Here is a 22529-nt window from a genome sequence, read left to right on the forward strand (position 1 = left end):
CCGTGCGCTCATCGCAGCCTCCATCGGCCGACAAGGTCGACCATTGCGTCACGATAGCCCCACGCATCGGGATAGATCGCAGGCTCCTGCGCGAGCCAGGCCATGACAATTAGCATGTCCTCGGAAATGATCGCGTCGCAGTTGCTGAGGTGGAGGATGGGGAAGTGGCCGTTGTCGTCACCATTCCACCACGCCAGCAGGAAGTCCGCGACGCGCGCGGCCTGCCCGGTATCGGACGAGGCGACATCCACGAGGCGGCCGATCGCGGCGCCGACCTCGTCGAAGGCGAGTGCGCGGATGAGGGGGCGGCGTTGCGGTTGCATGGTGCGTATCCTGTCCTATCGGGTGGAAGCTGTCATGCGATCAGGATGGGGCGTGCTTCCCGGCCTGGGCGATCATCACGGCGACCGCCTCGTCGAGCGCGGCGTCATCGCCGTTGACCATGCGCGCCGACGGGGTGAGGCGTTGCACGCCGGCGAACACGATGGCGGGTGTCCTGCCCTTGAGCCGATAGCAGAACACCTGGTCGCCCTCGATCGTCACCAGCTTCGTCCGGCATTGCCGGCGCAGCCGCTTCGCCTCCTCGATCCGGGTGATGAGCGCCGCCACCTCGAATTCGAGGCAGTGCGGCATGACGCTGTCGCCGAGCCGCGAGACGGGCCGGTTGGCGGCGAGCCAGGCATCGACCGCCTGTTCGGTGACGCTGCCGACGGCATGGTAATCGTCCGCGGCGCCATGACCGCGGTTCGAGGCGAGGAAGGCGCGCTGCCCATCGATCCAGATCTCGGCCGAGTAGCAGGTCGTTTCCTCGGACAAAGCGTCGACCACCTTCAGCTTGCGCAATTCGATGTGCATGGTGCGATCTCCAGGTCATGCTGCGAGGGCTTCGGGTTGGTCGATCCCGGGCGCGCCACCCGCGGCGGCGTTATGGAGCCAGGTCACCGCCTGCTCGGCTTTCGCCGCGGCCTTGATGATCGCGCTTGAATCGCCCTTCAGGATCTTCAGCCAATGATCGACGTAGCTGGCGTGGTTGTCGTGCAGCTCGCCGGGCAGATTGAGGTCGGCGCACACCAGACACTGGCCGATGCAGGCGACCAGCTCCTCGAACGCATAGGCGTTGTCGCCGAACTTCTTGCCGAACTCGCGGTTGAGGCGCTGCGGCGCGCCCGAATAATGGACATATTCGTGCGCGAGCGTGCTGGCGTAATGATCGTCCGAGCGAAACGCGCCGCGCTGCGGTAGCTGGATATAGTCGCCGATCGGCGAATAGAATGCCTGATCGCCGCCATGCCGCACGGTCGCCGGCAGGCCTCCGAAGAAGGCATCGATCGCGGCGCGGTGCCGGCTCTCGATGCGCGGTTCGGGCGGTGCGGGCACCGGATAATAATACGCCGGGAGACCGTCGATCTGATCGACGTTGAACACCGTGTACGAGCGCAGGAACCGGATATTCTTCGTCGCCGCCTCGCCGGTGACGCGGTCCGCCTCGGTTTTCGAGAAGGTCGAATAATAGACGCTGTGCGCGCCATGCTCGCCGCGCCGTACCTGTCCGCCCAACTCGGTCGCCTGTCGGTAGGTCATCCAGTTGCGGCCAGAGAACCCCTGGGCGTCGCCGATCGCCCAGAGATAGAGCGCGTTGATGCCGGTGTAGGGCGTGCCGCAATGCCGCAGCGGTCGCCCCCCTGCCCCGGTCAGTCCCCAGGGGCGCGACCAGGGCAGGACGCCGGCTTCAAGCTTGGCGATTATGAGGTTGGTGATCTCGGCCGCGACATCGCGGCGTGGCGCAGTCGATTTGCGGTGAAAGGTCATGGGAAAGCTCCCTCGATGCGCGGGCCACGCGTGACGGTCCGCGGGTAAAAAGAAGGCGGCCGCCCCGGTGAGGGACAGCCGCCAAGGTGTGCCCGGGAGACGAACGGGCCGGGGGTATCGGGGGGCTATTCGGCCGCGATCAGCGCCTCGTCGCTGTCGATCCCGGCATCGTCGGCACCGAGATCATCGGTGTCGCCGTAGTCGTCGTCGTCGAAGCCCTCATCGCCGGGCTCGTCGTCGATTGCCTCGTCGGCACCGGCGACCGACACGAGATCGAACCGCATCGCGTCGGGCACCCAGGCCAGCGCCGCGTCCTTGGTCTCCGCCTCGGTGATCGCTTCGCCGGCGAACAGCTTCTCGCAGCTGGTCGAGATCTCGCCCTTCTTCGAGGCCATGTAGCGGGCCGCGAGCGGCGCGCCCCCGACGTTGGTGAGCAGCGCCAGCAGCGTACCCTTCGACACGCGGTCGAAGAAGTTCGCCGAGGTAGGGCGCCACCATTTGGCGGGTTCGATCTCGAGGATCGAGGCGAGCCGCGCATGGAGCGGGTTGGTGGTGACCGAGCTGTAATCGGGCTTGGCCTCGAGCGAGGTCGCCACCACGACCGCGAGCCAGGCCGCCTTGGCGTCGTCGCTGAGCGCGCGGAACGCCTCGAACCGCTCGACCGGGTTCGACCCTTCCGTCCACGACGTGTCGAGACCCTCGCGGGCTTCGGCGATCGCGACCTGCGCCTGCGTGGCGGGCTGATCCTTGGGCATCTGCGGGTCCTGCGGACGCCCTGCCCGAACCGTCGTCCCGTAGCGGCCGTAGCCGTGGCTGGGGTCGGCGAGGCAGAACAGCATATAGTCGAGCGCGAGCCCCGGATCGCCGAGGATCGAGGCGGCGAGGATGTCGCGGCGCTGGACCGCCAGTTCGTCATGGAGCCGCGCGCTGAGCGGCTTGCCGCCAGGAGCGACCGCCTCGGGCGGCAGGTCGGCGGTGCGACGCGACGACGGCGACGACGGCAGCGGCCGATCGTCCCCGGGCAGGCGGATCGGCGTTTCGCTGTAATAGGTCGTGTCGAGCGTCATCTTGCCGTCGCGGCCGAGCGTCAGGAAGACGCCGACCTGGCCCTTGACCTCGTCGGTCAGCTCGGGCGCCTTGTCGTGGATCGCCTGATATTCCTCGCGCAGCCGATCCGATTCCGCATCGAGCGCGGCATAGGTGTCGTCATCGATACCCTCGTCCTCCATATCGCTCTCGATGACCTGCACGCGCTCCTCGATCTTGTCGCAGCGCGTCTGTTCCTCGTCCGTCAGCGGCGCTGCCGGCAGCGTCACGCGGTGGAGGTCGGACGTGATGCCGTAGAGGCTGGTCGTGGCGACGGGGCGCACCCATGCGACGCCCAGTTCCTCGCCGAGCCGCTTGGCCTCGGCCTCCATCAGCGAGGCAGCGAGCGTCTGCGCGAGTTCCGGGTCGGTCCAGCGGTCACCGTCCTCGCTGAACAGTTCGCGCTCGATGCGGCCGCCCGCGGCGACATAGGCATCGGCACCGACCAGGATCGCGATCGGATCCGTCGCCTTCATCGTGTCGTTGGCGATCGCGCGACGGATCTGGTCGGCGTTGACGTAGGACGAGTGACCATACTGCTCGAACACGCGCTCCTGCTTGGCCTTGTCGGCCGTCGAGCCGTAGGCCTTGGCCATCTCGTAGGAGATCTTGCCCGCGGCCAAGGCTTCGAAGATCGGTTCGGCAAGATCGGCGAGGCGCAGCCGTCCCTCGATGAAGCGGCGGGTCTGGCCAAACCGTTTGGCGACCGCGTCGACGTCACCGTCGGTCTTGAGGAAGTGCTGGAACGCGACGCATTCCTCGGCGACGGTCATCTGCTCGCGCTGGAAATTCTCGGTCAGCGACACCTCGCGCAGGTCCGCCTCGTCGCCGGTGATGATCTTGACCGGCACGTCATAGTCGGCGGCAACGATCTCGCCGGCTTCGGCCAGCATCATCGCACCGAGATAGCGGCGATCGCCGGCGATTATCTCGAACATGCCCTTCGGGCGGGCGGCGGTCACCAGCAGGTTCTGCATGATGCCGCGAGCGCGGATGCTGGCGGCCATCGCCTCGATATTCTTGGGCGGGGTGGTGCGCACGTTCTTCTCGGAACGCTTCAGCTTCGCGAGTTTGACGGTCTGGGTCATCTATCGTCTCCATGAGCGGGAAAGTGTCCGGTGCACGGGTGTTTCCCCCGACCCGGACACCCTCCCCGCTCCTTCTCCCCTCTCGTTTCCCGCTTGGGCGGGAGGGCGACTGGGGCTCGCCGACAAGCGGCTACCTTGCTGCTAGCTGGCTGTTATCGTGCCGGTCAGGCCATCAGCTTTGCGAGAACCGCATCGGCCGTCTCGACGGGGATGAAGACGCGCGTCTTGTAGGCGATGATCTCTGTGAAGCAGCCGATCGACTTGAGCCACGCGAGCTGGTCGGCCGGTGCGCCGCTGATCTCGATGCGCGGCTTGGCGTTGACGCGTACGCGCTTCACCTCGCACACGAACGGTCGCCGGATCGTGACCGTCCCGCCCTCCATCGCGGCGCGCGCGACCTCGGCCGGGCTGAGCACGTCGTTGCTGTCGAGGCCCATCTTCGAGAACAGCGCCGGCACGTCGCCCGGGAACACCATGCGCCCGAGCCAGGAGCGACCCTCGGCATCGACCACGCGGTTGACCACGAGATGGTCGCTCGGCAGCGCCGACCAGATCGGCAGCAGAAGGCCGGTCGCGAGCCGGATCGTCTCGACGTCGAGCTTGCCGCGGATCTCGTCGACCTCGGCCGACCATTCCGCCTCGAACCGTGCGCGGCTGCATTCCTCCCAGGCCGTCTCGTAGAGATCGTCGAGTGCGAGATATTCGTGCCGGGTCGGACGTATCAGTTCGATGCGCGACACCGCCACCCCGTCCTCGGTCAGCCAGGAGCGCGCGTTGGTGCGCAGCGCGACCTTGCCCGACTTGCCGTTGCGCACGAACACGGCGGTCTGGTCGGTATCGGCGATGCGCAGCACGCGCTCGAGCGACATGGGGTTGCGGCGCCGGGTCACCTCGATCGTCAGCAGGTGCGAGGTCGCCTTGCTGACCGGGTCGGTGCGCAGGATCGTATCGTCGAGCACGGTCGCGGTCTCGACCGTCATCGTCTCGACGCCGACATCGAGTGTCCCCGCCTCGCGCGCGGCCGCGACCCGTGCCTCGACCAGCGCCAGGAATTCGTCAAAGATGCAGTTCTGGAGCCCGATCGGCAGCGCCAGCAACCGGTTGAGCCAGCGCTGGATGGGCGGGAGATCCTCCTTCAACACGCCGTCGGTATCGAGCAGTTCCAGGCCGGTGCGATGCTGGAAATCGGTGAGGTTGGTGCTGGTCAGCTTCCCCGCGACGAGCAGGTGATACCAGCTGATGAGCGCCGCCTTGGCGTAGTCGCTTTCGAGATTATCGGCCGGGTCGAACAGATTCTGCCCCCCGGTCTGGCGCTGGCCGCGCGTCAGAGCGCCGAGGCTGTCTAGACGCCGCGCGATGGTCGAGGTGAACCTGAGTTCGCCCTTGCAGTCGGTCGTGACGGGCCGGAACAGGGGCGAGCAGGCCTGATGCGTGCGGTGGGTACGTCCCAGGCCCTGGATCGCGCGATCGGCCCTCCAGCCCGGCTCCAGGAGCAGATGCGCGCGTTGCTGCTGGTTCTTCGCATCGAGGCTGGCATGATAAGACCGCCCGGTCCCGCCGGCGTCGGAGAAGACCAGGATGCGCTTGGTGCCTTCCATGAAGGCGGCGGAATCGGCCTGCGTGGCGCGGGCCGAGCGCGATTCGAGCTTCTGCCCTCCCCCGCTCACCGTGATGAGGCGCTTGGTGCGCCCCGTCACCTCGGCGACCATCTCGGTGCCGAACCGGGTGATGATGGCATCGAGCACGGCCGCGATCGGCGGCAGCGCGCAAAGCTGCTCGACCAGATTGTCGCGCTCGGCTTCGGCTTCGGGGTTGGTGACCGGGTGGCCGCTCTCGTCGAACAGCGGTCGCGAGCGCACCTCGCCGGTGTCATCGCGGAAGAAGGTCATCTGCTGGACCGGGAATGCCCGCGTCAGATAGTCGATCACGGCTTCTTTGCAGTCGCAGTTTATGTCGAGCGTGGCGGCAGGAGGCGCAGGTTTCCTTCGGTTTTCCATGATTTCACTCCAGATAATATATGAGGATCAGGGGAATGTCTGGGGACGGGTCAGGCCAGTCTTCGAACGTCGGTAAGCATGGTGATCAGAGCGTCGGATGGCGGCTTGAAGCGTCCGGGCATGATGGCGGGGGCGCCGTGGGCCGCGAGAATCTGCAGCTTCTCCTCGGGATCGGCGCGCAGATAGGCCTCGGTACTTTGGATGCTGGCGTGGCCGAGCCACAGCGCGACTTTGCGAATGTCACCTGTCGCCGCCAACGTGTGCATGGCGCAGGAATGGCGCAGCACGTGCGGCGTGACCCGTTTTCCGAGGATCGAAGGCTGCTTGATTCCGGCAATCTTAACGTGTTCGGCCAGTCGGAATGCGAACCCGTCACGCGTCATGGGCTGCCCGTTCGCGTTGAGAAATATCTCGGAAACCTGCGCTTCGGGGCGGATCGCAAGCCATGCGCGCAATGCGATCTGGGTCTCTTTCCAGAGCGGCAAGACCCGTTCGCGGCGGCCCTTTCCCATGATGTGCATGGTGGACAGCGAACGGTCCGGGAAATCGCGCTGTTGCAGCGATACGAGTTCCGACACCCTGAGCCCGCCAGCATAGGCCAGGTGCAACATAGCGCGGTCACGAGTGCCGAGGCGGGTCCGGGGATCAGGTGCATCAAGCAAAGCCTTGATCTCTGCCCGGTCGAGGTAGTCGATCAGTGCCTTGTCGGTCTTCTTGGTTGGAATCGCACGAATGCGCAGGGCCTGATCGAGACAGGCAGGCACGCGATACTCGATGTACCGGAAGAATGATCGGATCGCTGCCAATCGGCCATTGCGGGTCCTCACGCAGCTGCCGCGTCCGTTCTCAACATGGTGGAGGAAGGCCAGGATGAGGTCCGTGCCGAGATCCTCGACCTCAAGATCGGTTGGCCGACGCTTCAACCGGTCGGCAGCGAACCGGACCAGCAGCACGAAGCAGTTGGCGTAGGTCTTCACCGTGTGCGGGCTGACGGCGCGGTCGCGCGGAAGATGTTCGCGCAGGTACGCCGAGAGATAAGGGGCGAGTGCCGTCATGCCGCTTCTCCCAGGTAAAGGTGTTCGCTGGCGACCGCGATGTCGCGCAGCAACACCGGGGTGGCCTCGACATACCAGTAGGTGTTGGCGACCGACGCGTGTCCCAGATAGACGCTGAGGCCGGCCATGTGATGTGCCACGGCCTCCCTGTCCGGCGGACAGGACTCCAGCGAGCGCACGGCGAAGGTATGGCGCAAATCGTGCATCCGCATACCCGCTGTTCCGGTCGGTCCGCGGTATCCAAGCTGTCGTGCCAACCGGACGAACACGATGTGGGCGCGAACCTTGTGGGGTGCCCGTCCTCGGATGGTGACGAACAGGTCATTGCCCGTGGCGCCGAGCCTCGCTCGGGTCGCGAGATATGCTTCGAGCGCCTGCCGGGTCGACGGTTGCAACGCGACGAGGCGCTGCTTGCCGAACTTGCCATTGCGAATGATCAACCCGTCTTCGCCCAGATCGTCACACTGTAGCGCGAGGGCTTCGGAAATCCTCAGGCCAGTCGCTGCCAGCAATCCGAACAGGCAATGGTAGGTGTGGGGGCTGATTGTGCCTTTGGGCGGCAGGTCCAGCGCCGCGGCCATGATGGCGCGGATCTGTTCGGGCTCGATGATATACGGGGTCGGGCGTGGACGCTTACCCCGGCCGAAGACGCCAGCAGGAGGCACTTCGTGGGCGGGTTCCTCGGCATGGGCGAAAAGGCTGAAGTTGCGAACGGTGTCGAAGCGGGTCTGTGCCACATATTGCGAGCTCGCCGTGTGGCACCAGTCGTAGATGCGCTGGACCTGGGTGTGTTGGTCACCGAAATGCCCTGCGTAGGCTGCATAGAGGCGGAGCAGCCGATCCTGTTCGTCATACTTCCGGCCAAGACTGCGGTGCAGTGCAACGTAGCGGGAAATGTGCGTGTTCAGCATGACGGTTCTCCTGGCCATGGCTGGGCGATCTTCATGAGCATCGGCAGATCGACCTTGGCGTAGATGGCGGTGGTCTCGGGTGAGCTGTGGCGCAGGATGGTCCCGACGGACTCCAGCCCCGCGCCTGCGCGCAGCAAGTTGGTGGCAAGCGAATGCCGGAAGATGTGCGATCCGGTCGGCACGCCCTGGATCCCGCCGCGTTCACGCGTGCGCGCAACTATGCCGGCAATCTCGGCGGACGAACGGAATGGCCGGAACGGGGCTTGCGCGCGTACGAACAAGTGCGGATCGGCGGCCTTGGGACGGGCCGTGGCAATGTAGTCCAGGATCGCGTCGCCAACATCCTGGGGTAACGGCAGCCGGTCTGGCCGTCTGGTCTTGCCCTTGACCGTCAGATGACCGGACCGCCAGTCGATGTCTTCGAGGTGCATATCCTGAATATCGCCGGCACGCAGGCCGAGCCTGGCGAGCAGAAGAATGATGGCCTTGTCCCGAACTTCCACTGGGCGGCCTGTCGGACAGGCGTCGATGATCTGCTCGACCGTTGCCGGGTCGACGTGGCGGGGCAGCGTCGACAGGCGGTATCGCTGGACCGAAGGGATCGCGTGCAACAGTGCCGGTCGACACTCGCCTTGCCCAATCAAAAAGCGGATGTAGCTCCGCATGATCGTGACGATCAGCGAGACGGATCCCGGCGTCTCCTTGCTTCGTCGTTCAAACGCCCGCCTGAGCGCCGCCGCATCCCATTGCGAAGGCTCGCCCAGCATGGGCATGAGCCGACGAATGTCGGCCCGGTAGCGGCGGATCGTCTCTTCGGTGGCGCCGCGATGTTGCCGAAGCCAGGCAAGGTAAGCCGCCATGTGCGGGTCAGCATCCGCCACCGGTTCGACTGGTGGGATGGCACCCTGCCGCCGCAGAAACTCGACGAAGTGCCGAGCGCACCGCCGTCGACGCTTCGCACCTGATGCAACGAGCTTGCCTCGCTTGCGCCAGACCGGACAGCGACAAACATGCGCGCCGTACTGGTCGATGATCGTGTCGTCGATATCGGCCCACCGCCGCCGCACAATGCGAAGCCAGGCCGCGAAATGCTCGGCCTCGGATCGATAGGACTGGGCCGGTCCTTGCGCGAGTTGCAAGCGATCGATCCCATCGAAATAGTCGGCGAGGTACCGTGGCAGATCGTCCATCCCGTCGTCGACATCGACGTAGCCTTGATCTTCCAGGAAGCGGACGAAGCGCCTGACCCGCGCTGCAATGTCCGCCTTATAAACTGGCTGCTGCGCCGAATACCGGTGGCAACGGCACCGATGCTTCTCGAACCGCCGAACGGTCCGATCGTCGATCGTGCGGATCGCGATCCCGTGCAGTTCCATCCAATGCAGGAAATGACGGGCCGCAGCGCCAAACAGAACCGCACTGCCTGACCTCTCGTCGAGCGACAGAGAGGAGAGGAATGCGGTGAGTAGAGCGTCGTGACTGGGCGGGTCGTCGACCCGGAGCGGGGCCGCTCGAAACGGCAATGATGATCTTGATCGCATGTTGGTTCCTTCGACTTGTTGAGGTCGAGGGAACCGTAATTATCTGGAGTGAAATCATGGAAAACCGAAGGAAACCTGCGCCTCCTGCCGCCACGCTCGACATAAACTGCGACTGCAAAGAATTTCTGTAATGTTGAGCTCAACATTACACCGCCTCGCGCGGGGAGAGATCGATGTCGAGGTCGGCGCGCTCGTCGGGCGACAGTTCGCCCAGGCGGCGGTCGAGGATCGCCTCGGCGGTGCTGACCAGCTGCAGCACGACCGACTGATCGGCCGCCAGATGCTGTTCGATCGCCGCGATGACGGTCGGGAGCTTCGCTGACAGGAGGAGCGCCCCGAAGAACCGCTGCTTGCAGCTTTCGAACCGCGAGCGCGCCGCGGCCTTCGCGCCCGAGTTGAGCGTCTTGCCCTCGTTGCCGTCGACGACGCCGGTGAGTTCGAGCGCCTTTTCAAGGCCGCGATGGATGATCGCCCAGGCATCGGCATAGGTGTCGTACACCGCGATCTGTTCAGGCGTCAGCTCGTGGCGGAGGATGTCATATTCGACCCCGGCGAAGCTCAGCGCGCGCGCGGTGTAGAGGCCGGTCGCCTTGAGATCGCGCGCGACCAGTTCCATCGCCGCGATCCCGCCCTGCCGGATCTGGGTGATGAACGCCTCGCGGTTGGCGAAGGCGGTCTCCGGCCCCCACAGGCCGAGCCGCACGGCATAGGCGAGGTTGTTCACCTCCGACGCGCCGGTCGCCGAGGCGTAGAGCACGCGGGCGTCGGGCAGGTGGTTCTGCAGGAGAACGCCGGCGATGCCCTGCTGCGAGCCCTTCTTGGTGCCCATCGACCCTTCGCCACCCGCGACGCCGCCCATCTCATGCGCCTCGTCGAACGCGATGACGCCGTCGAAGTCGGCACCGGCCCAGGCGATGATTTGATCGAGCCGGGTGGCGTCGCCGCGGTTGGAGCGCAGCGTCGGATAGGTCACGAACAGGACGCCCTCGTCCATCGTGACGGGCTCGTCGATCTTCCAGCGCGAGAGCGGCTGCACATCGGCCGCGAGACCGCCGAGCGCGGTCCAGTCGCGGATCGCGTCGGTATGGAGCGCCTCGTTCTTGCTGATCCAGATGTTCTTGCGACGACCCGCCAGCCAGTTGTCGAGGATGACGGCCGCGACCTGCCGCCCCTTCCCTGCCCCGGTGCCGTCGCCCAGGAAATAGCCCTTGCGGTACGCGCGTCCGTCGTCGGAGAGCACCAGCCCCACGCCCTCCTTGTCTGGCTTGCTCAGGCCCGGGATATACTGGGTCCAGGCATGGCCGGCGTAAACGACGGTCTCGAGCTGCGAGGAGGACAGGAGGCGTTCGGTGACGGTGCGTTCGGGCAGCGACGGAACATGGACGGGGATCGGCGCGGGGATCGAGCCCATCGCGATCGATTCCACCAGCGCGGTCGGATGCTCGCCGGCAGCGTCGAACACGATACGGCTCGGCCGATAGGGCAGATAGACGCCGGACTGCTCGGCGAGTGGCGCCGGCGTCTCGAGTACCTGGTAGCCGACCGGGAGAACCTCGTTCCTGGCGAGAGCGCGGAAGATGCGCGGGGTGGCAGCGGGCTTCGATCTCACGCTGCGCAGGAGGGACAGCCCCCCGCCCCGCTTGACCGGCGCCGGAGTGGCGGCCTCCGGGATCAGATCCTGCCGGGGCGGGATGACCAGCGCCTCGACCAGGTCGCTTACGGCGCCGCGCTGGAGCGTGACCGTCGTGGTATCACCCACCGTCTTGTCGATGACATAGAGTCGCACCGCGACTCCGGTGCCGTGCTTGCCATAGGCATGGGTCAGCCGGATCGAGGTGCGCAGCGCGACGCTCGCCAGCGTCGTCGACCAGATCGTGCCCATGCGCGCGGAGTTGAAGAACCAGTCGGGCATGATCGCGACGACGCGCCCGCCAGGCCGCACACGCTTGATCGCCGCCTGCAGGTGGCGGACCGCAGCGAGCGCGTCGGCACCGCGGCCGAGCGAGCGCGAGAAGGGCGGGTTCATCAGGATGAGGCTGGGGCGCTCCGCGGATGCCATGACGCTGGCGATCTGCGCGCCGTCGTGGCCGGTAACGCTGGCTTTCGGGAAGGTGGCCGACAGCCGCTCGCGGCGCGCGGGATCGATCTCGTTGAGCTGGAGCGCCGCGATCGGCGGGAGGCCCGCTACCAGGAGACCGTTGCCGGCGCTCGGTTCGAGTACGATGTCATCCGCGCGTGCGTTCGCGAGCATGACCGTGATCGTGGCGAGATCGAGCGGGGTCGAGAATTGCTGCCAGTCGATCTGCTCCTCGCTGCGCACGGTCTGGGTAGGAAGGCGCGCCATAAGCCCGATCGCGGCGTCGACCGCCGGCGTGGTGCCTGCTGCGCATACCGCCAGCGCGGTCGCATGCTCCAGCACCTCGAAGCTCTCGCGCTGGGTCCAGCGACCATCGGCGTCGGTGCCGCCATAGGCGCGGATCATCGCGTCGTTGAGCATCGCTCGGGTGATCTTCGCGTCGCCGGCGATCGCGGGGAGCAGCAGGCGGGCGGCAGCGGTGGCATGGTCGGCGCGCGCGGGCGCAGGGTCGAACAGGTCGGTCATGGGGGTCTCCGGGTCTGTGGCTGCTCGTGCAGCTCACGACCCCGACCCCCCTTCCCTCTCAGGCTCCGGGTTTCACGACGTCGGCCCAGTCGCCATAACGTGAGGGTGGCGGCATCCGCTTCAGCGTCAGCCCGCGCGGCCGATAGGCGGCCCACGCCTTGCGTCGTGCGCGTCGGCCCTCGAAGTCATTGTCCTCGGCGAAGATCAGCGTGGTGACGCTATCGGGGATGTGGACACGGTCGAGCCGCGCCGCGCCGAGCGTCGCCCAGCACGGGATGCCGTGGATCTGGGTGAAGGCGGCCGAGGTCTCGAACCCCTCACCAAGCGCCAATGTGTCGGTGACGCGCATGCCCTGCCAGGTCGCACCTCCCGGCGTGCCGAGCGTCGCCTTGTCGAGATAGCCGCCATGCGCGAGGTCGAGGAAGATGCGCTGAATCGAGCGCAGCGTGCGCCCCTCCCGCGCCGCGATCAGCAGCGCCGGGAGGAACCGGGTATGCGGTTTCGGTCCCCACGGACAGCGCGGGTGGTAGCTCAGGTCGTCGAAGGCGCCGGTGATGCCGCGAAAGCGGAGATAGGCTTCCGCGGGCGTTCCGGCGATCGGCAACCCCTCGTTCCACAGCCGTTCGATGTTGGCGGGTCTGCCGGTGCGCTGTTCAGCGGGTGGGTCGTAGGTGCGTCCGGGTCTGATGCGCGCGATCTCGCGGAGCACGTCCTCGGCGGTGCAGCCGGCGAAGCAGTGAACGAGGATGCCGTCATGGCCCTGCCGGATCGAGAGGCTGGGATCGCTGTCGGCGTGGGCCGGGCAACGGCACATGGCGTTGTAGCCGTGCCAGGTGCCGCCGAGGGCGCCGACGATGTCCACGATGGTCTGGGTGGGTTTCAGCGCAACGAGGGGCATGACCGATCCTTTCTCGCTGCCTCTGACCCCCTTCTCTCCCTTCCCAGGTGACTCAGTAGCTGCTGGCTAGCAGCTAGCGGAAGATCCCCGTGTTAGCAGTTAGACCTCCGCTATCTAGCGTTGAGATGGCTGGTATCTAGCGGCTAGCTACCTTTGAGCTAGCAGTTTCTCATAAGCGTCGAGTGCCTTCTCGAGCACTTCTGTAAGAAGCAGACCCTCACGTTGAGCTATTTCGCGGATTCGATTGTCCCATTCGGGTGTGACCCTAGTCGCAAATTGTTGAGTGCGGTTAGTCTTGCGCGAACTGCGGGCATCAATGCGGGTTGCGGTTATCAGCGGTGCAGCCGGAGGGGCGGGGGCTACTTCGGGTGCATCCAAATTCTGGCTCGCCTCACTGATTGGTGGGGGTGAACCCAAACGAGTAGCCTTCTTTAGCTTCGAGATATCGGCCATCATTCACCCCGCTACTTTGTCGATTAGGGATTGGATCAGAGTATCAGCACGCTGGTTAAGGCCGGAGAATTTGGTTTCGGTAATTGACAGGCCTTGGTTCTGCGCTTGCCGGTATGCTGGTCGTTCCACGATCGAACCGTCGAGGACATTATACCCCGCTTCGGTCAAATACGCCCGCGCGTCATTTTCTTCAGCCGAAGTTCCAATGCGGTTGAGCGCAAAAACGAGCCGTCCAGTCGGGATACCCTCCTTAACAAGGGCATGGTATTCGCGGACGGCAGGCCTGAGATCGTCCAAGGATGCGCCGGTGGGTTGAACCACGAGTGACGATGACCGTGCAATTTCAAGTGTAGCTTTGCTGGTCCGAGCGGGGCCGTCGATGATAAGCAGATCGAAGCCGTCTGCAGCGGCCAGGGCCTGAGACGCGGTTTTGAATGCCTCAACCGACACAATCGGCTCGATGGAGATGCCAAGGCGTGCTCGGTGCCAATCGACCGAAGTGCCCTGTTGAGTATCGAGATCGGCGATTTTAACCCGCAGTTCGCCTGCCGCCGCCTCGCGAGCAAGGGCTCTTGCCAAGGTGCTTTTTCCTACACCGCCTTTTTGTGAGACGAATGCTACGACAGCAGCCATGACCGATCCTGTGATAGTTCGAACGACTGGATAGCTAGCCGCTCTCTAGCAGTTTGGCAACCGCTACCTATGTGATAGCTAGCTGATACCCAACCAGCAGATATCTGTGAGCTAGCTGCTACCCACGGGGTTTGCCTGACCTAGTCTGGATCAAGCACTGGGAGATAGTGGAATTTTTTTCCACGTTGTGCGGTTGATCGAAACATGATGTTCAATGATCGATGAACACGCGATCGAACTCGAGCTTATGCGTAGTGGGTAGTGTTATGGCACTGCTATGGGCGCAAACATCGGCAGCTAAGCAGGCCGAGGTAATGACATTTGATGGGCAGGCAGTTGAAGCCGTCATCGATGTGGGCCCGAGAATGCGGGGTATGCCAACAGACGGAACGCCGCCAGTACCAAGCATGGAAGCCGTTTTAGGCAATGACTTCAGATCATTCGGCAGCCCCGTAATGGAACCCCAAGAGGAGGCAATAAGCACGTCGCATATATCGGTGCCCCTTTGGATGCAGACTGGCCAGGTTTCGGGGGGAGCTCGCCGGGCGGCGATGTCCGATATGGCAAGTTATCTCTACACCCCACAGGCTTGCTCGATCACGCCCTACCATCCACGCGGCGATTTTCCAGGCTGGCTCGAAGCTCGGCGGGCTCAATATTATCCTTTGATCCAGGCCGTGGCGTGCGAAGCTGGTGTGCCAGTCGGGCTTTTCGATGCACTGGTGGCCCAGGAAAGCCGCTATGACCCATTGATCGTATCACCGAAGGGCGCCGTTGGCCTTACCCAATTGATGCCCGGTACAGCGCGTGGACTTGGAGTTTTCAATTCGAGAGATCCGTTGTCGAACCTGAGGGGAGGGGCCAGATACCTCCGCGCGCATCTGGATGAGTTCAAGCGGGTCGATCTAGCCTTGGCCGCATACAATGCAGGTCCAGGACGCATTCGATCGATGCGCCGTATTCCGCCGTTTCGCGAGACGATGGACTATGTCACAGCGATCACTCGAGGGTGGAGCACCGGATCGTTCAGGACAGCATCGATTCAGACCGCCGGTTTGGCAGTGGATCGACAGGAATTCCGGGGCAGGGGGGTCCAGTTACTCGCTTACACGTCTACAAGAGTATCGAACCCGAGGTAGTGCGCGTAATAGATCGCAATTCCGAGGATCGCCGGCGCGCCGAGCAGATAGTTGATCTGCCAACGTATCCATAACCGGGGTGCAACGAGTACCTTGTCGAGGACGGTCGCGGTGGGGAGCTTACTGGTTCCCGTACGATAATCGTGGGCGGTCTTTATCATCGCAAGGACAGCGCACATCGCCACCATGACGCCGACCGCGGCATAGAGTGAAAGCCAGGCCTGAAGTGTCGCTTGGGGCATGCCGACCACCTAGCAGGGGGCGTTTGCGGGAGGGGGCGGAATCCTACGCCAAGCTCGCCCAGATAGCCGGCGCGAGATCTTACTTGTTGCTGCCTTCTACGGTCGCGCCAGAAAGGCGACGGCTCAGTTCTATCCGGCGATGGCTACGCATTTTGAAGGTGTCTGGCCCAACGCGCCGATACTCAACGAAGCCGAGAGAACGCCAAAATCGCTCTGCCGCTTCATTCGCTTCCAGCACGGCCAACCGAATCTCTGTGGCACCTCTCGCAGCGGCCCAGCTTTCGACCGTCGAGTAAATTGAGCGTCCGACGCCACGACCACGCTGTGCGGCATCTACGATCATGAAGCCGAGATACCATGTGCCATCACGCGGATAATCGCGGAGGATGGCCGCGATTGCATATAGGCCGCCAGGCCCCTTCCATCCCAGGACAGCTTGATTGTGGGCGCTCTTTTCGGGCGGCACATCGGAGAAAAGCTCGCGAGCATCGTCCAGCGTGGGCGCGGCCCCGTCCTGCAACAGGAAATAGTCGCTGCAACGGTTGTACAGGTCTGCAACGTCTGCGGCGTCCGCTTGGGTAAGTTTGATCGGGGCTCCCGTCATCATCATCGCGTTTTGGCAGCAAGCACGCGCTGACCGTAATCCCGGAGTTCCCCGTTGGGACCGACATAGCGGTAGAGAGTGACGCGCTCGATCCCGAGTTCCTTGCAGAGGTCGGAAACGGACGTGTCGCGTTGGGCCATAGCAGCCTGAGCGAGCCGCACCTGGGCCTTGGAGAGGGCGAACTTGCGGTCACCCTTGCGTCCCCGCGCGCGGGCAGCGGCCAGGCCAGCCATGGTGCGCTCGCGGATCATATCCCGCTCAAACTCCGCCAGTGTGGCAAAAATGCCGAACACCATCCGGCCCGATGGCGTCGTGGTGTCGATCTGCGCGCCCTTGCCGGTGAGCACCCGCAGACCGATACCGCGATCCGACAGATTCTGCACCGTGCTGACCAGGTGGGTGAGCGTTCGGCCGAGCCGGTCGAGCTTCCAAACGATGAGGACATCGCCGTCGCGCAACGATTTCAGGCAGGCGGCAAGACCGGGGCGATCATCACGGCTACCGGATGCACGATCATCATAGATATTGCCTGGCTCGACACCGGCAGCGCGAAGGGCATCGTGCTGCAGGTCGAGCGACTGCGAGCCGTCGGCTTTGGACACGCGGGCGTAGCCGATCAGCATGGATCACAAACGAAGGAGACCGTTGAAAAAGGCTTGCGCGAAATCGGCGTGGCGGATGGCTGGTGACGCCGGCCACCGGGGATACGCCGCGTATCAGGCCGCCGCGGCCTGCCGGGCGAGCAACTGAAGGTTGTATGCCGCGGCAGCCATGGTGAACTCCTCGGCGGCTCCTGACAGGCCCCGCAGCTTGAGCGTTCGTAGCCCCAGGTTGCGTTTCAGATGGCCGAACACGCGCTCGATCCGCTGTCTTCGACGCCGTGCGTGCACATAGGCGTCGGTGCCGGCAAGGGCGCGCACGGTATCGCGGGCTTCCTCGCTGACGAGCCGGGTGACACCCCGCTTCGGACCGATGGTGCATTGCGGCTTCAGCTCGCAGGCGGCGCAATCGGCCGGCCGGCTTCGGTAGACGCGCACCTGCTTGGTCCGGTTGGTGCCGCAATAGCCGAGCAGCTTGTCCGCCGGACAGCGGTAGGCATCCGCTTCCCGGTCGTAGCGGAAGGCATCCCGGGTGAAGAAGGCGTCCCGCTGGCGGGTCCGGTCGATGACCGGGATGTATGGCGTGATGTTCCGGTCGATCAGCCAGCGGAGCAGCGGACCGCTACCATACGCCTTGTCGGCCGAGAGACTGGCGGGTTCGATGCCCAGCCTGGTGCCGGCGCGTGACACCAGCGTCCGGGTCGCCGCCACCTCGGCTGCGAAGCGGGCGGGCGTGGCCTCCACGTCGAGGATGCAGTCGGTGTCGAGGTCAAGCAGGGGGTTGATGGCGTATGCGTATCGCGCCGGTCCGTGCTTGCAGGTGAGCGCCGCCTGCGGGTCGGTCGGCGATATGCTGGTCGGATCGACGGGCGCCGGTTCGTCGGGGCCCGGCGGCAACGCGGCATCGAGCGCCGCCAGGTATTCGGCGACGGGTCGCGATATGCTTTCCCTGCCACGAAGCTCGTCTGCGGCGTCGGCCCCCTTCAGCTTCTTCTCGCGGCTGGCGTCGGCCATGATCGTGCTGCCGTCCACCGCCACGTTGCGCCCCGCCACTAGCCCGGCCACGGCGCATCGTGCGACCACCTGCTCGAACAGCAGGCGATGCAGGTCGCAGGTGCGGAAGCGGCCGTGCCGGTTCTTGGAGAAGGTGGAGTGGTCGGGCACCCGGTCGGCCAGATCAAGCCGGCAGAACCAACGATAGGCGAGGTTGAGGTGCACCTCCTCGCACAAACGCCGTTCCGAGCGGATGCCGAACAGATAGCCAACCAGCAGCATCCTGAGCATCAGCTCCGGGTCGATCGAGGGTCGCCCACTCGCGCTGTAGCTCGACGCCAGTGCCTCGCGCACGAAGCCGAAGTCCAACACGCCGTCGATGCGTCGGAGCAGGTGGTCAACCGGCACATGCTCATCAAGCCGGAAGCCGTAGAACAGCGCGCCCTGTGCCACCTGCCGTCCCATCATGTCCGTGATCCCTTGCCGTCTGCCAAGAGTGAATCACGCCTCCATCGCCGTCGCAAGCACGCGTTTTTCAACAGTCTCGAAGGTTTGAGGCGGTGACGAACATGAGCACATAAGATTGGGCTATTGTGTATCTTAACCAGCATCTCAATCAAGCTATCTCAAACCGTAGCTCGGAAAGAATAAGGAGCATGTATGCCGCGTCGCGTGACCCTGACCGATCGACAGCGCGAGGCGCTGCTTCACTTGCCGGTCGATCAAGGTGAGCTGCTGCGGCACTATACCCTCAGCGATGAGGATCTCGGGCATATCCGCCAGCGCCGGCGCGCCCAAAATCGTTTTGGCTTCGCGCTGCAACTGTGCGTCCTGCGCTACCCGGGCCGGGTGCTCGCACCTGGCGAGTTGATCCCGGCGCAGGTATCGGATTTCGTCGCGGCCCAGCTCGGCCTGACCAGCGACGATCTACTCCTCTATGCCGCGCGCGAGGAGACCCGGCACGAGCATCTGGCGGACCTTCGCCGAATCTACGGCTATCGCTCGGGGCTGTTGAAAAATGCGCCGCTGGTGGCCGGGTCCGGTTGGGGGCGGAATGACACCCCAACGCATAGCGATCCCGTCTCGCATGGGATGGCATTTCAGGAAAAACCTACCCGTCCCACAGCCTGTGGGCCTTGCATTTGGGACCGGCTTTCGAGCTACTCGCTACACGAGATCATCGGAACTGCCTCGGTCGTTTCACAGTTAAAACGAGCGAAAGCGGGAAAGTCGGCATGATCGCGTGCCTGCTTCGCTTCGCGATTCCGAAAAGGGTCGAAGCCGGCCGACATCGAAAGCACGCGCATGAATGCTGGCCTCCGCCGCCTCGCTGATTATCTGGGTTCCAGCTACTGGTTCGTGCCCACACTCATGGCCTTCGCCGCCATCCTGTTAGCCGGTGGGATGGTGGCGCTGGACAGCTACATTGGTTCGGCATGGATGGACGGCTACGTCTGGCTCTACGCCTCGCGCCCGGATGGCGCCCGCCAGGTGCTGTCCTCGATCGGCGGTTCGATGATTACGGTCGCTGGCACCGTCTTCTCGGTGACCATTGCGGCTGTGGTGTACGCATCCGGTCAGTATGGGCCGCGCCTGCTCACCAATTTCATGCGCGATCGCGGCAATCAGGTGACGCTCGGCACCTTCATCGCGACGTTTCTGTACTGCCTTCTCGTCCTGCGCACCATCCATTCGCCGGAAGAATCCGACGGGGCCGGCTTCGTACCGAACCTGGCCTTGCTCGTCGGCGTAGCGCTCGCACTCTGCTCGATCGGCGTGCTGATCTATTTCATTCACCATGTGCCATCCAAGATTCACATCAACAGTGTGCTCGAGGATGTGGGTGATCGGCTGCTGCGCGGTGTCGACGACCGGTTTCCTCGCTTCGTCGGCGAGGCGCCGGACGATCATCAGGCTGCATCGTCCGACATCCCCGCGACGTTCCGCGACAATGCGGACGCAGCGGCCGGGCGGGAGCGGCAATCGGTCAAAGCCAAAGATACCGGCTACATCCAGTTCCTAGACGACGAAGCCGTCATGCGCCTCGCCAAGAGGCATGATCTCGTGCTGCGCCTGCAATATCAGCCGGGCGACTTCGTCCATGTCGGGCGCACACTGATGGAGGTATCGCCTCCAGCGCCGTGTGACGATGACTGCACGGACGCTCTGCGCGGGGTATATACCATCGGCTCTCGGCGCTCGGCGCTGCAGGATCTGCGGTTCCTCATTGACGAGCTAGTCGAGATTGCCGCCCGCGCCCTGTCTCCGGGCGTGAACGACCCTTTTACCGCCGTAACCTGCCTTGACTGGCTGGGGGCGGCACTATCGGATCTCGCCGAGCGGTCGCTGCCCTCGCACCTGCGCGTCGATGACGAAGGCACTTTGCGCGTCATCGCCCATCCCGTGACATTCGGCTCGTTCATGGACCGGTCGTTCGGCGCGCTGGCGCAATATTGTGCGACCGACATGATCGCCGCCATGCGCTACCTCAACGCATTGGGCGAAGTGTCGCTGGAGTGCGATCAGCCTGATCGTCGCGCCGTCGTCCGGGACTATGCCGACAAGCTGGTCGAGCTGGCGGCAGAGGGCCTGAGCGGCTTCAATCTCGCCCGCGTCCGAGAGCGTGCCGACGAACTGCGCCGCGCGCTCGACGCGCCCGACTTCAAGCGCCGCCTGCGGGACGGCACCGCCTGGCTTGCCGGAACGGCTTGATCCCCATGCTGACACCCTTCGATGCCGCCGCGATCTTGATCGTGCTTGCCGCCACCCTCGGCTATCTGAACCACCGCATCCTGAAGCTACCATCCTCGATCGGCCTGACGGTCATGGGCTTGGTCGCGTCGCTGCTCGTCATCGGCCTCGATCATCTTCTGCCCGGCAGCGACGTCGGCGAACAGGTGGTCGGGTTCATCGCCGGCATCGACTTCCATACGACGCTCATGGATGGCATGCTGTCGTTCCTGCTGTTCGCGGGTGCCCTGCACGTCAAATGGGACGATATGCGCCGTGGACGCTGGCCGATCATCGGGCTGAGTACCGGGGGTGTCCTGCTCTCGACGGCGGTGATCGGCTTCGGCTTCCACTATGTCGCTGGTTGGCTGGGCCTCATCGTGCCTTTGATCTGGTGCCTGGTGTTCGGAGCGCTCATCAGCCCGACCGATCCGGTTGCGGTCATGGGCGTGCTCGGTCGCACCGATGTGTCGCCGACGCTGAAGGCGACGGTCGCCGGGGAAAGCCTGTTCAACGACGGCGTCGGCGTCGTGGTGTTCGCGATCCTGCTGGAAGCCGCGCTCGGCACCGAACCGCTGTCGATCGGACATGCGGGTGCCCTGTTCTTGCAAGAGGCGGGGGGCGGCGTGCTGCTCGGGCTCGCAGTCGGGTGGATCGGTTACCGCGCGATGCGATCGATCGACGAATACAATGTCGAGGTGATGATAAGTCTCGCGGTGGTGATGGGCGGCTACGCGCTGGCCTCGCAGCTCCACCTCAGCGGCCCGGTCGCAATGGCCGTCGCCGGTCTGCTGATCGGCAACAAGGGCGTGGCCGACGCCATGAGCGATGTCACCCGCGACTATCTGCTCAAATTCTGGTCGCTGATCGACGAAATCCTGAATGCGGTCTTGTTCCTCATCATCGGCCTTGAGGTGGTGGCGATCCCTTGGGATCCGCGTCTCGTCACATTGGGCGTGGCGGCCGTGCCGCTGGTCCTGCTGGCCCGGGTCATAGCCGTCGCTGCACCGCTGACGTTGCTCAAACCCATCCTGTCGCTTGGCCGTCTGGCGCCCGTGACCCTCATCTGGGGCGGGCTGCGGGGTGGCATTTCGGTCGCTTTGGCGCTGGGACTGCCAGACGGGCCGGCACGGTCGATCGCGCTGGCTGCGACATACGTCGTCGTGCTGTTCTCCGTCATCATCCAGGGTGGGACCATCGAGCGGATATTGCGCCGGATGGATACGGGGGAACGACAAGCCTAGCGGATCGGCACCAGCGTATTGACGTTCGCGTCGGCGTCCGTCTCGCCTGAGGGCGGAGCCACGCCGCGATCACGATAAGAGGGAAGGTCGGGTGCACCAGCGGGAACCGGATTTGCCTCCAGCCTCGCAATCTCGCGCTTCATCTCGGCGATTTCACGAACCTGTGCATCGATGATCCGGTCGGCAATCAGACGGACGCGAGGGTCACGGATATGCGCCCGCTCGCTGGTCATGATGGCGATGGAATGATGCGGGATCATCGCCTTCATCCAGGCAACATCGTCCACCGTCTCCTGCGAGCGGACCAGCCAGAGCGCACCACCAAAGACCAATATTGCTGCCGCGACGATGCCGATGTTCGCGCGGGCGTTTTTGTACATGCCCCACATGAAGCCGATCATGATGAGCGCCATGACCGCACCCATGACAAGCGCCATCCACATGCGGGTCTGGCTGAATTCGATGTGGCTGAGGGCGTAGGTGTTCAGGTACATCAGCCCGAACATGACCACCGTAGAGGTGGCTATCATGCCTGCGAAACGTGCGTAGCCCATGGTCGATGACCTCCCGTTTCGCAGCCATTGTAGCGCCACGGAACCCCGAGGGCTCGTGGCGCGCCGATGGATCAGGCCTTCGCTGCCTGCGCTTCTGCCTTGGTGACCTTCAGATAGATGCGATTGTCCTCGACCCGATCGACCATGTCGAACGGCAGCGTGTGGTGCTGGTGGTCGGCCGAGTCCGTCTTCGTCAGCTTGATCGTCTCGCCCTCGACCTTGTCGACGGTGCCGACATGCTCGCCGTCCGAACCAGCGATTTCCATATGTTCCTTAATCCGCAGCTTCTCGAACATGCTACCTCCTAGTTGAAGCAGTCCGAACGTCACAGCAACCGGACGGGTTCATCGC

At 64.4% G+C, this 22529-nt stretch carries 20 protein-coding genes and 1 pseudogene; 4 read left to right on the forward strand and 17 right to left on the reverse strand.

The window, feature by feature from the left end:
• Positions 1–8: 8 nt before the first annotated feature.
• The 11 genes from EDF69_RS16750 to EDF69_RS16800 all read right to left on the reverse strand — a co-directional run bounded on the left by EDF69_RS16750 (position 9) and on the right by EDF69_RS16800 (position 14073).
• A complete protein-coding gene (locus tag EDF69_RS16750; protein ID WP_010408907.1) occupies positions 9–323 on the reverse strand; it encodes a DUF7673 family protein in 315 nt (104 codons plus the stop codon).
• Between the two features lie 40 nt (positions 324–363).
• Positions 364–855: a hypothetical protein gene (locus EDF69_RS16755; RefSeq protein WP_016510938.1), complete on the reverse strand. Its 492-nt coding sequence runs from the start codon at positions 853–855 to the stop codon at positions 364–366.
• A gap of 15 nt (positions 856–870) precedes the next feature.
• On the reverse strand, positions 871–1809 hold the full coding sequence (locus EDF69_RS16760; RefSeq protein ID WP_062126480.1) for an ArdC family protein: 939 nt from the start codon (positions 1807–1809) through the stop codon (positions 871–873).
• A gap of 125 nt (positions 1810–1934) precedes the next feature.
• On the reverse strand, positions 1935–3983 hold the full coding sequence (locus tag EDF69_RS16765) for a ParB/RepB/Spo0J family partition protein (RefSeq protein ID WP_037447387.1): 2049 nt from the start codon (positions 3981–3983) through the stop codon (positions 1935–1937).
• Between the two features lie 164 nt (positions 3984–4147).
• Entirely contained in the window at positions 4148–5872 is a 1725-nt protein-coding gene (locus tag EDF69_RS16770) for a strawberry notch C-terminal domain-containing protein (RefSeq protein ID WP_165890050.1), read from the reverse strand.
• A gap of 158 nt (positions 5873–6030) precedes the next feature.
• The gene (locus EDF69_RS16775) at positions 6031–7035 is read right to left on the reverse strand and encodes a tyrosine-type recombinase/integrase (protein WP_093067947.1); all 1005 of its coding nucleotides are present in this window, start codon (positions 7033–7035) and stop codon (positions 6031–6033) included.
• Positions 7032–7946, reverse strand: a complete 915-nt coding sequence (locus EDF69_RS16780; RefSeq protein WP_095687466.1) for a tyrosine-type recombinase/integrase — start codon at positions 7944–7946, stop codon at positions 7032–7034. Before EDF69_RS16780 ends, EDF69_RS16775 begins: the two co-directional genes overlap by 4 nt.
• Positions 7940–9487 (reverse strand): tyrosine-type recombinase/integrase, encoded by a 1548-nt coding sequence (locus EDF69_RS16785; protein ID WP_095687465.1) that lies wholly within the window; start codon positions 9485–9487, stop codon positions 7940–7942. The genes EDF69_RS16780 and EDF69_RS16785 overlap by 7 nt, the downstream gene beginning before the upstream one ends.
• A 145-nt stretch (positions 9488–9632) precedes the next feature.
• The gene (locus tag EDF69_RS16790; protein ID WP_132884027.1) at positions 9633–12089 is read right to left on the reverse strand and encodes a strawberry notch-like NTP hydrolase domain-containing protein; all 2457 of its coding nucleotides are present in this window, start codon (positions 12087–12089) and stop codon (positions 9633–9635) included.
• A 58-nt stretch (positions 12090–12147) separates the two neighbouring features.
• A complete protein-coding gene (locus EDF69_RS16795; protein ID WP_010408880.1) occupies positions 12148–12987 on the reverse strand; it encodes a DUF7146 domain-containing protein in 840 nt (279 codons plus the stop codon).
• Positions 12988–13443: 456 nt separating this feature from the next.
• The gene (locus EDF69_RS16800; protein ID WP_029623217.1) at positions 13444–14073 is read right to left on the reverse strand and encodes a ParA family protein; all 630 of its coding nucleotides are present in this window, start codon (positions 14071–14073) and stop codon (positions 13444–13446) included.
• A 560-nt stretch (positions 14074–14633) separates the two neighbouring features.
• Here EDF69_RS16800 and EDF69_RS16805 point away from each other — a divergent pair.
• The gene (locus EDF69_RS16805; RefSeq protein ID WP_239556176.1) at positions 14634–15212 is read left to right on the forward strand and encodes a lytic transglycosylase domain-containing protein; all 579 of its coding nucleotides are present in this window, start codon (positions 14634–14636) and stop codon (positions 15210–15212) included.
• On the opposite strand, the gene EDF69_RS16810 is transcribed toward EDF69_RS16805, so the two are convergent.
• The 4 genes from EDF69_RS16810 to EDF69_RS16825 form a co-directional block, all read right to left on the reverse strand.
• Positions 15179–15454, reverse strand: coding sequence for a hypothetical protein (locus tag EDF69_RS16810; protein ID WP_132884039.1), 276 nt, complete (start codon positions 15452–15454; stop codon positions 15179–15181). The genes EDF69_RS16805 and EDF69_RS16810 overlap by 34 nt on opposite strands.
• A gap of 79 nt (positions 15455–15533) precedes the next feature.
• Entirely contained in the window at positions 15534–16064 is a 531-nt protein-coding gene (locus EDF69_RS16815; protein WP_132884026.1) for a GNAT family N-acetyltransferase, read from the reverse strand.
• Positions 16061–16681, reverse strand: a complete 621-nt coding sequence (locus EDF69_RS16820) for a recombinase family protein (protein WP_132884025.1) — start codon at positions 16679–16681, stop codon at positions 16061–16063. The genes EDF69_RS16815 and EDF69_RS16820 overlap by 4 nt, the downstream gene beginning before the upstream one ends.
• 93 nt (positions 16682–16774) lie before the next feature.
• Positions 16775–18118 (reverse strand): IS1182 family transposase, encoded by a 1344-nt coding sequence (locus EDF69_RS16825; RefSeq protein ID WP_132884024.1) that lies wholly within the window; start codon positions 18116–18118, stop codon positions 16775–16777.
• Positions 18119–18310: 192 nt separating this feature from the next.
• On the opposite strand from EDF69_RS16825, the pseudogene EDF69_RS16830 reads away from it, so the two are divergent.
• The 3 genes and pseudogenes from EDF69_RS16830 to EDF69_RS16840 all read left to right on the forward strand — a co-directional run.
• Positions 18311–18652: pseudogene (locus EDF69_RS16830) on the forward strand (DUF4158 domain-containing protein); the annotation flags it as partial.
• 303 nt (positions 18653–18955) lie between these two features.
• Entirely contained in the window at positions 18956–20362 is a 1407-nt protein-coding gene (locus EDF69_RS16835; protein WP_132884023.1) for a DUF2254 domain-containing protein, read from the forward strand.
• Positions 20363–20367: 5 nt separating this feature from the next.
• Complete coding sequence (locus tag EDF69_RS16840; RefSeq protein ID WP_116462795.1) at positions 20368–21624, forward strand: cation:proton antiporter; 1257 nt, start codon at positions 20368–20370, stop codon at positions 21622–21624.
• On the opposite strand, the gene EDF69_RS16845 is transcribed toward EDF69_RS16840, so the two are convergent.
• A complete protein-coding gene (locus EDF69_RS16845; protein ID WP_116462796.1) occupies positions 21621–22178 on the reverse strand; it encodes a DUF305 domain-containing protein in 558 nt (185 codons plus the stop codon). The two genes, EDF69_RS16840 and EDF69_RS16845, sit on opposite strands and share 4 nt — an antisense overlap.
• Before the next feature lie 71 nt (positions 22179–22249).
• Positions 22250–22474 (reverse strand): DUF2171 domain-containing protein, encoded by a 225-nt coding sequence (locus EDF69_RS16850; protein ID WP_116462797.1) that lies wholly within the window; start codon positions 22472–22474, stop codon positions 22250–22252.
• Positions 22475–22529 lie beyond the last annotated feature (55 nt).

It is taken from the genome of Sphingomonas sp. JUb134 (assembly GCF_004341505.2).
Taxonomy (GTDB): Bacteria; Pseudomonadota; Alphaproteobacteria; order Sphingomonadales; family Sphingomonadaceae; genus Sphingomonas.

Excerpts from the sequence above, each read along its gene's own strand:
- EDF69_RS16750 (WP_010408907.1), bottom strand. The coding sequence starts at position 323 with ATGCAACCGCAACGCCGCCCCCTCATCCGCGCACTCGCCTTCGACGAG.
- EDF69_RS16755 (WP_016510938.1), bottom strand. The coding sequence starts at position 855 with ATGCACATCGAATTGCGCAAGCTGAAGGTGGTCGACGCTTTGTCCGAG.
- EDF69_RS16760 (WP_062126480.1), bottom strand. The coding sequence starts at position 1,809 with ATGACCTTTCACCGCAAATCGACTGCGCCACGCCGCGATGTCGCGGCC.
- EDF69_RS16765 (WP_037447387.1), bottom strand. The coding sequence starts at position 3,983 with ATGACCCAGACCGTCAAACTCGCGAAGCTGAAGCGTTCCGAGAAGAAC.
- EDF69_RS16770 (WP_165890050.1), bottom strand. The coding sequence starts at position 5,872 with ATGACCTTCTTCCGCGATGACACCGGCGAGGTGCGCTCGCGACCGCTG.
- EDF69_RS16775 (WP_093067947.1), bottom strand. The coding sequence starts at position 7,035 with ATGACGGCACTCGCCCCTTATCTCTCGGCGTACCTGCGCGAACATCTT.
- EDF69_RS16780 (WP_095687466.1), bottom strand. The coding sequence starts at position 7,946 with ATGCTGAACACGCACATTTCCCGCTACGTTGCACTGCACCGCAGTCTT.
- EDF69_RS16785 (WP_095687465.1), bottom strand. The coding sequence starts at position 9,487 with ATGCGATCAAGATCATCATTGCCGTTTCGAGCGGCCCCGCTCCGGGTC.
- EDF69_RS16790 (WP_132884027.1), bottom strand. The coding sequence starts at position 12,089 with ATGACCGACCTGTTCGACCCTGCGCCCGCGCGCGCCGACCATGCCACC.
- EDF69_RS16795 (WP_010408880.1), bottom strand. The coding sequence starts at position 12,987 with ATGCCCCTCGTTGCGCTGAAACCCACCCAGACCATCGTGGACATCGTC.
- EDF69_RS16800 (WP_029623217.1), bottom strand. The coding sequence starts at position 14,073 with ATGGCTGCTGTCGTAGCATTCGTCTCACAAAAAGGCGGTGTAGGAAAA.
- EDF69_RS16805 (WP_239556176.1), top strand. The coding sequence starts at position 14,634 with ATGGCAAGTTATCTCTACACCCCACAGGCTTGCTCGATCACGCCCTAC.
- EDF69_RS16810 (WP_132884039.1), bottom strand. The coding sequence starts at position 15,454 with ATGCCCCAAGCGACACTTCAGGCCTGGCTTTCACTCTATGCCGCGGTC.
- EDF69_RS16815 (WP_132884026.1), bottom strand. The coding sequence starts at position 16,064 with ATGATGATGACGGGAGCCCCGATCAAACTTACCCAAGCGGACGCCGCA.
- EDF69_RS16820 (WP_132884025.1), bottom strand. The coding sequence starts at position 16,681 with ATGCTGATCGGCTACGCCCGCGTGTCCAAAGCCGACGGCTCGCAGTCG.
- EDF69_RS16825 (WP_132884024.1), bottom strand. The coding sequence starts at position 18,118 with ATGATGGGACGGCAGGTGGCACAGGGCGCGCTGTTCTACGGCTTCCGG.
- EDF69_RS16835 (WP_132884023.1), top strand. The coding sequence starts at position 18,956 with ATGAATGCTGGCCTCCGCCGCCTCGCTGATTATCTGGGTTCCAGCTAC.
- EDF69_RS16840 (WP_116462795.1), top strand. The coding sequence starts at position 20,368 with ATGCTGACACCCTTCGATGCCGCCGCGATCTTGATCGTGCTTGCCGCC.
- EDF69_RS16845 (WP_116462796.1), bottom strand. The coding sequence starts at position 22,178 with ATGGGCTACGCACGTTTCGCAGGCATGATAGCCACCTCTACGGTGGTC.
- EDF69_RS16850 (WP_116462797.1), bottom strand. The coding sequence starts at position 22,474 with ATGTTCGAGAAGCTGCGGATTAAGGAACATATGGAAATCGCTGGTTCG.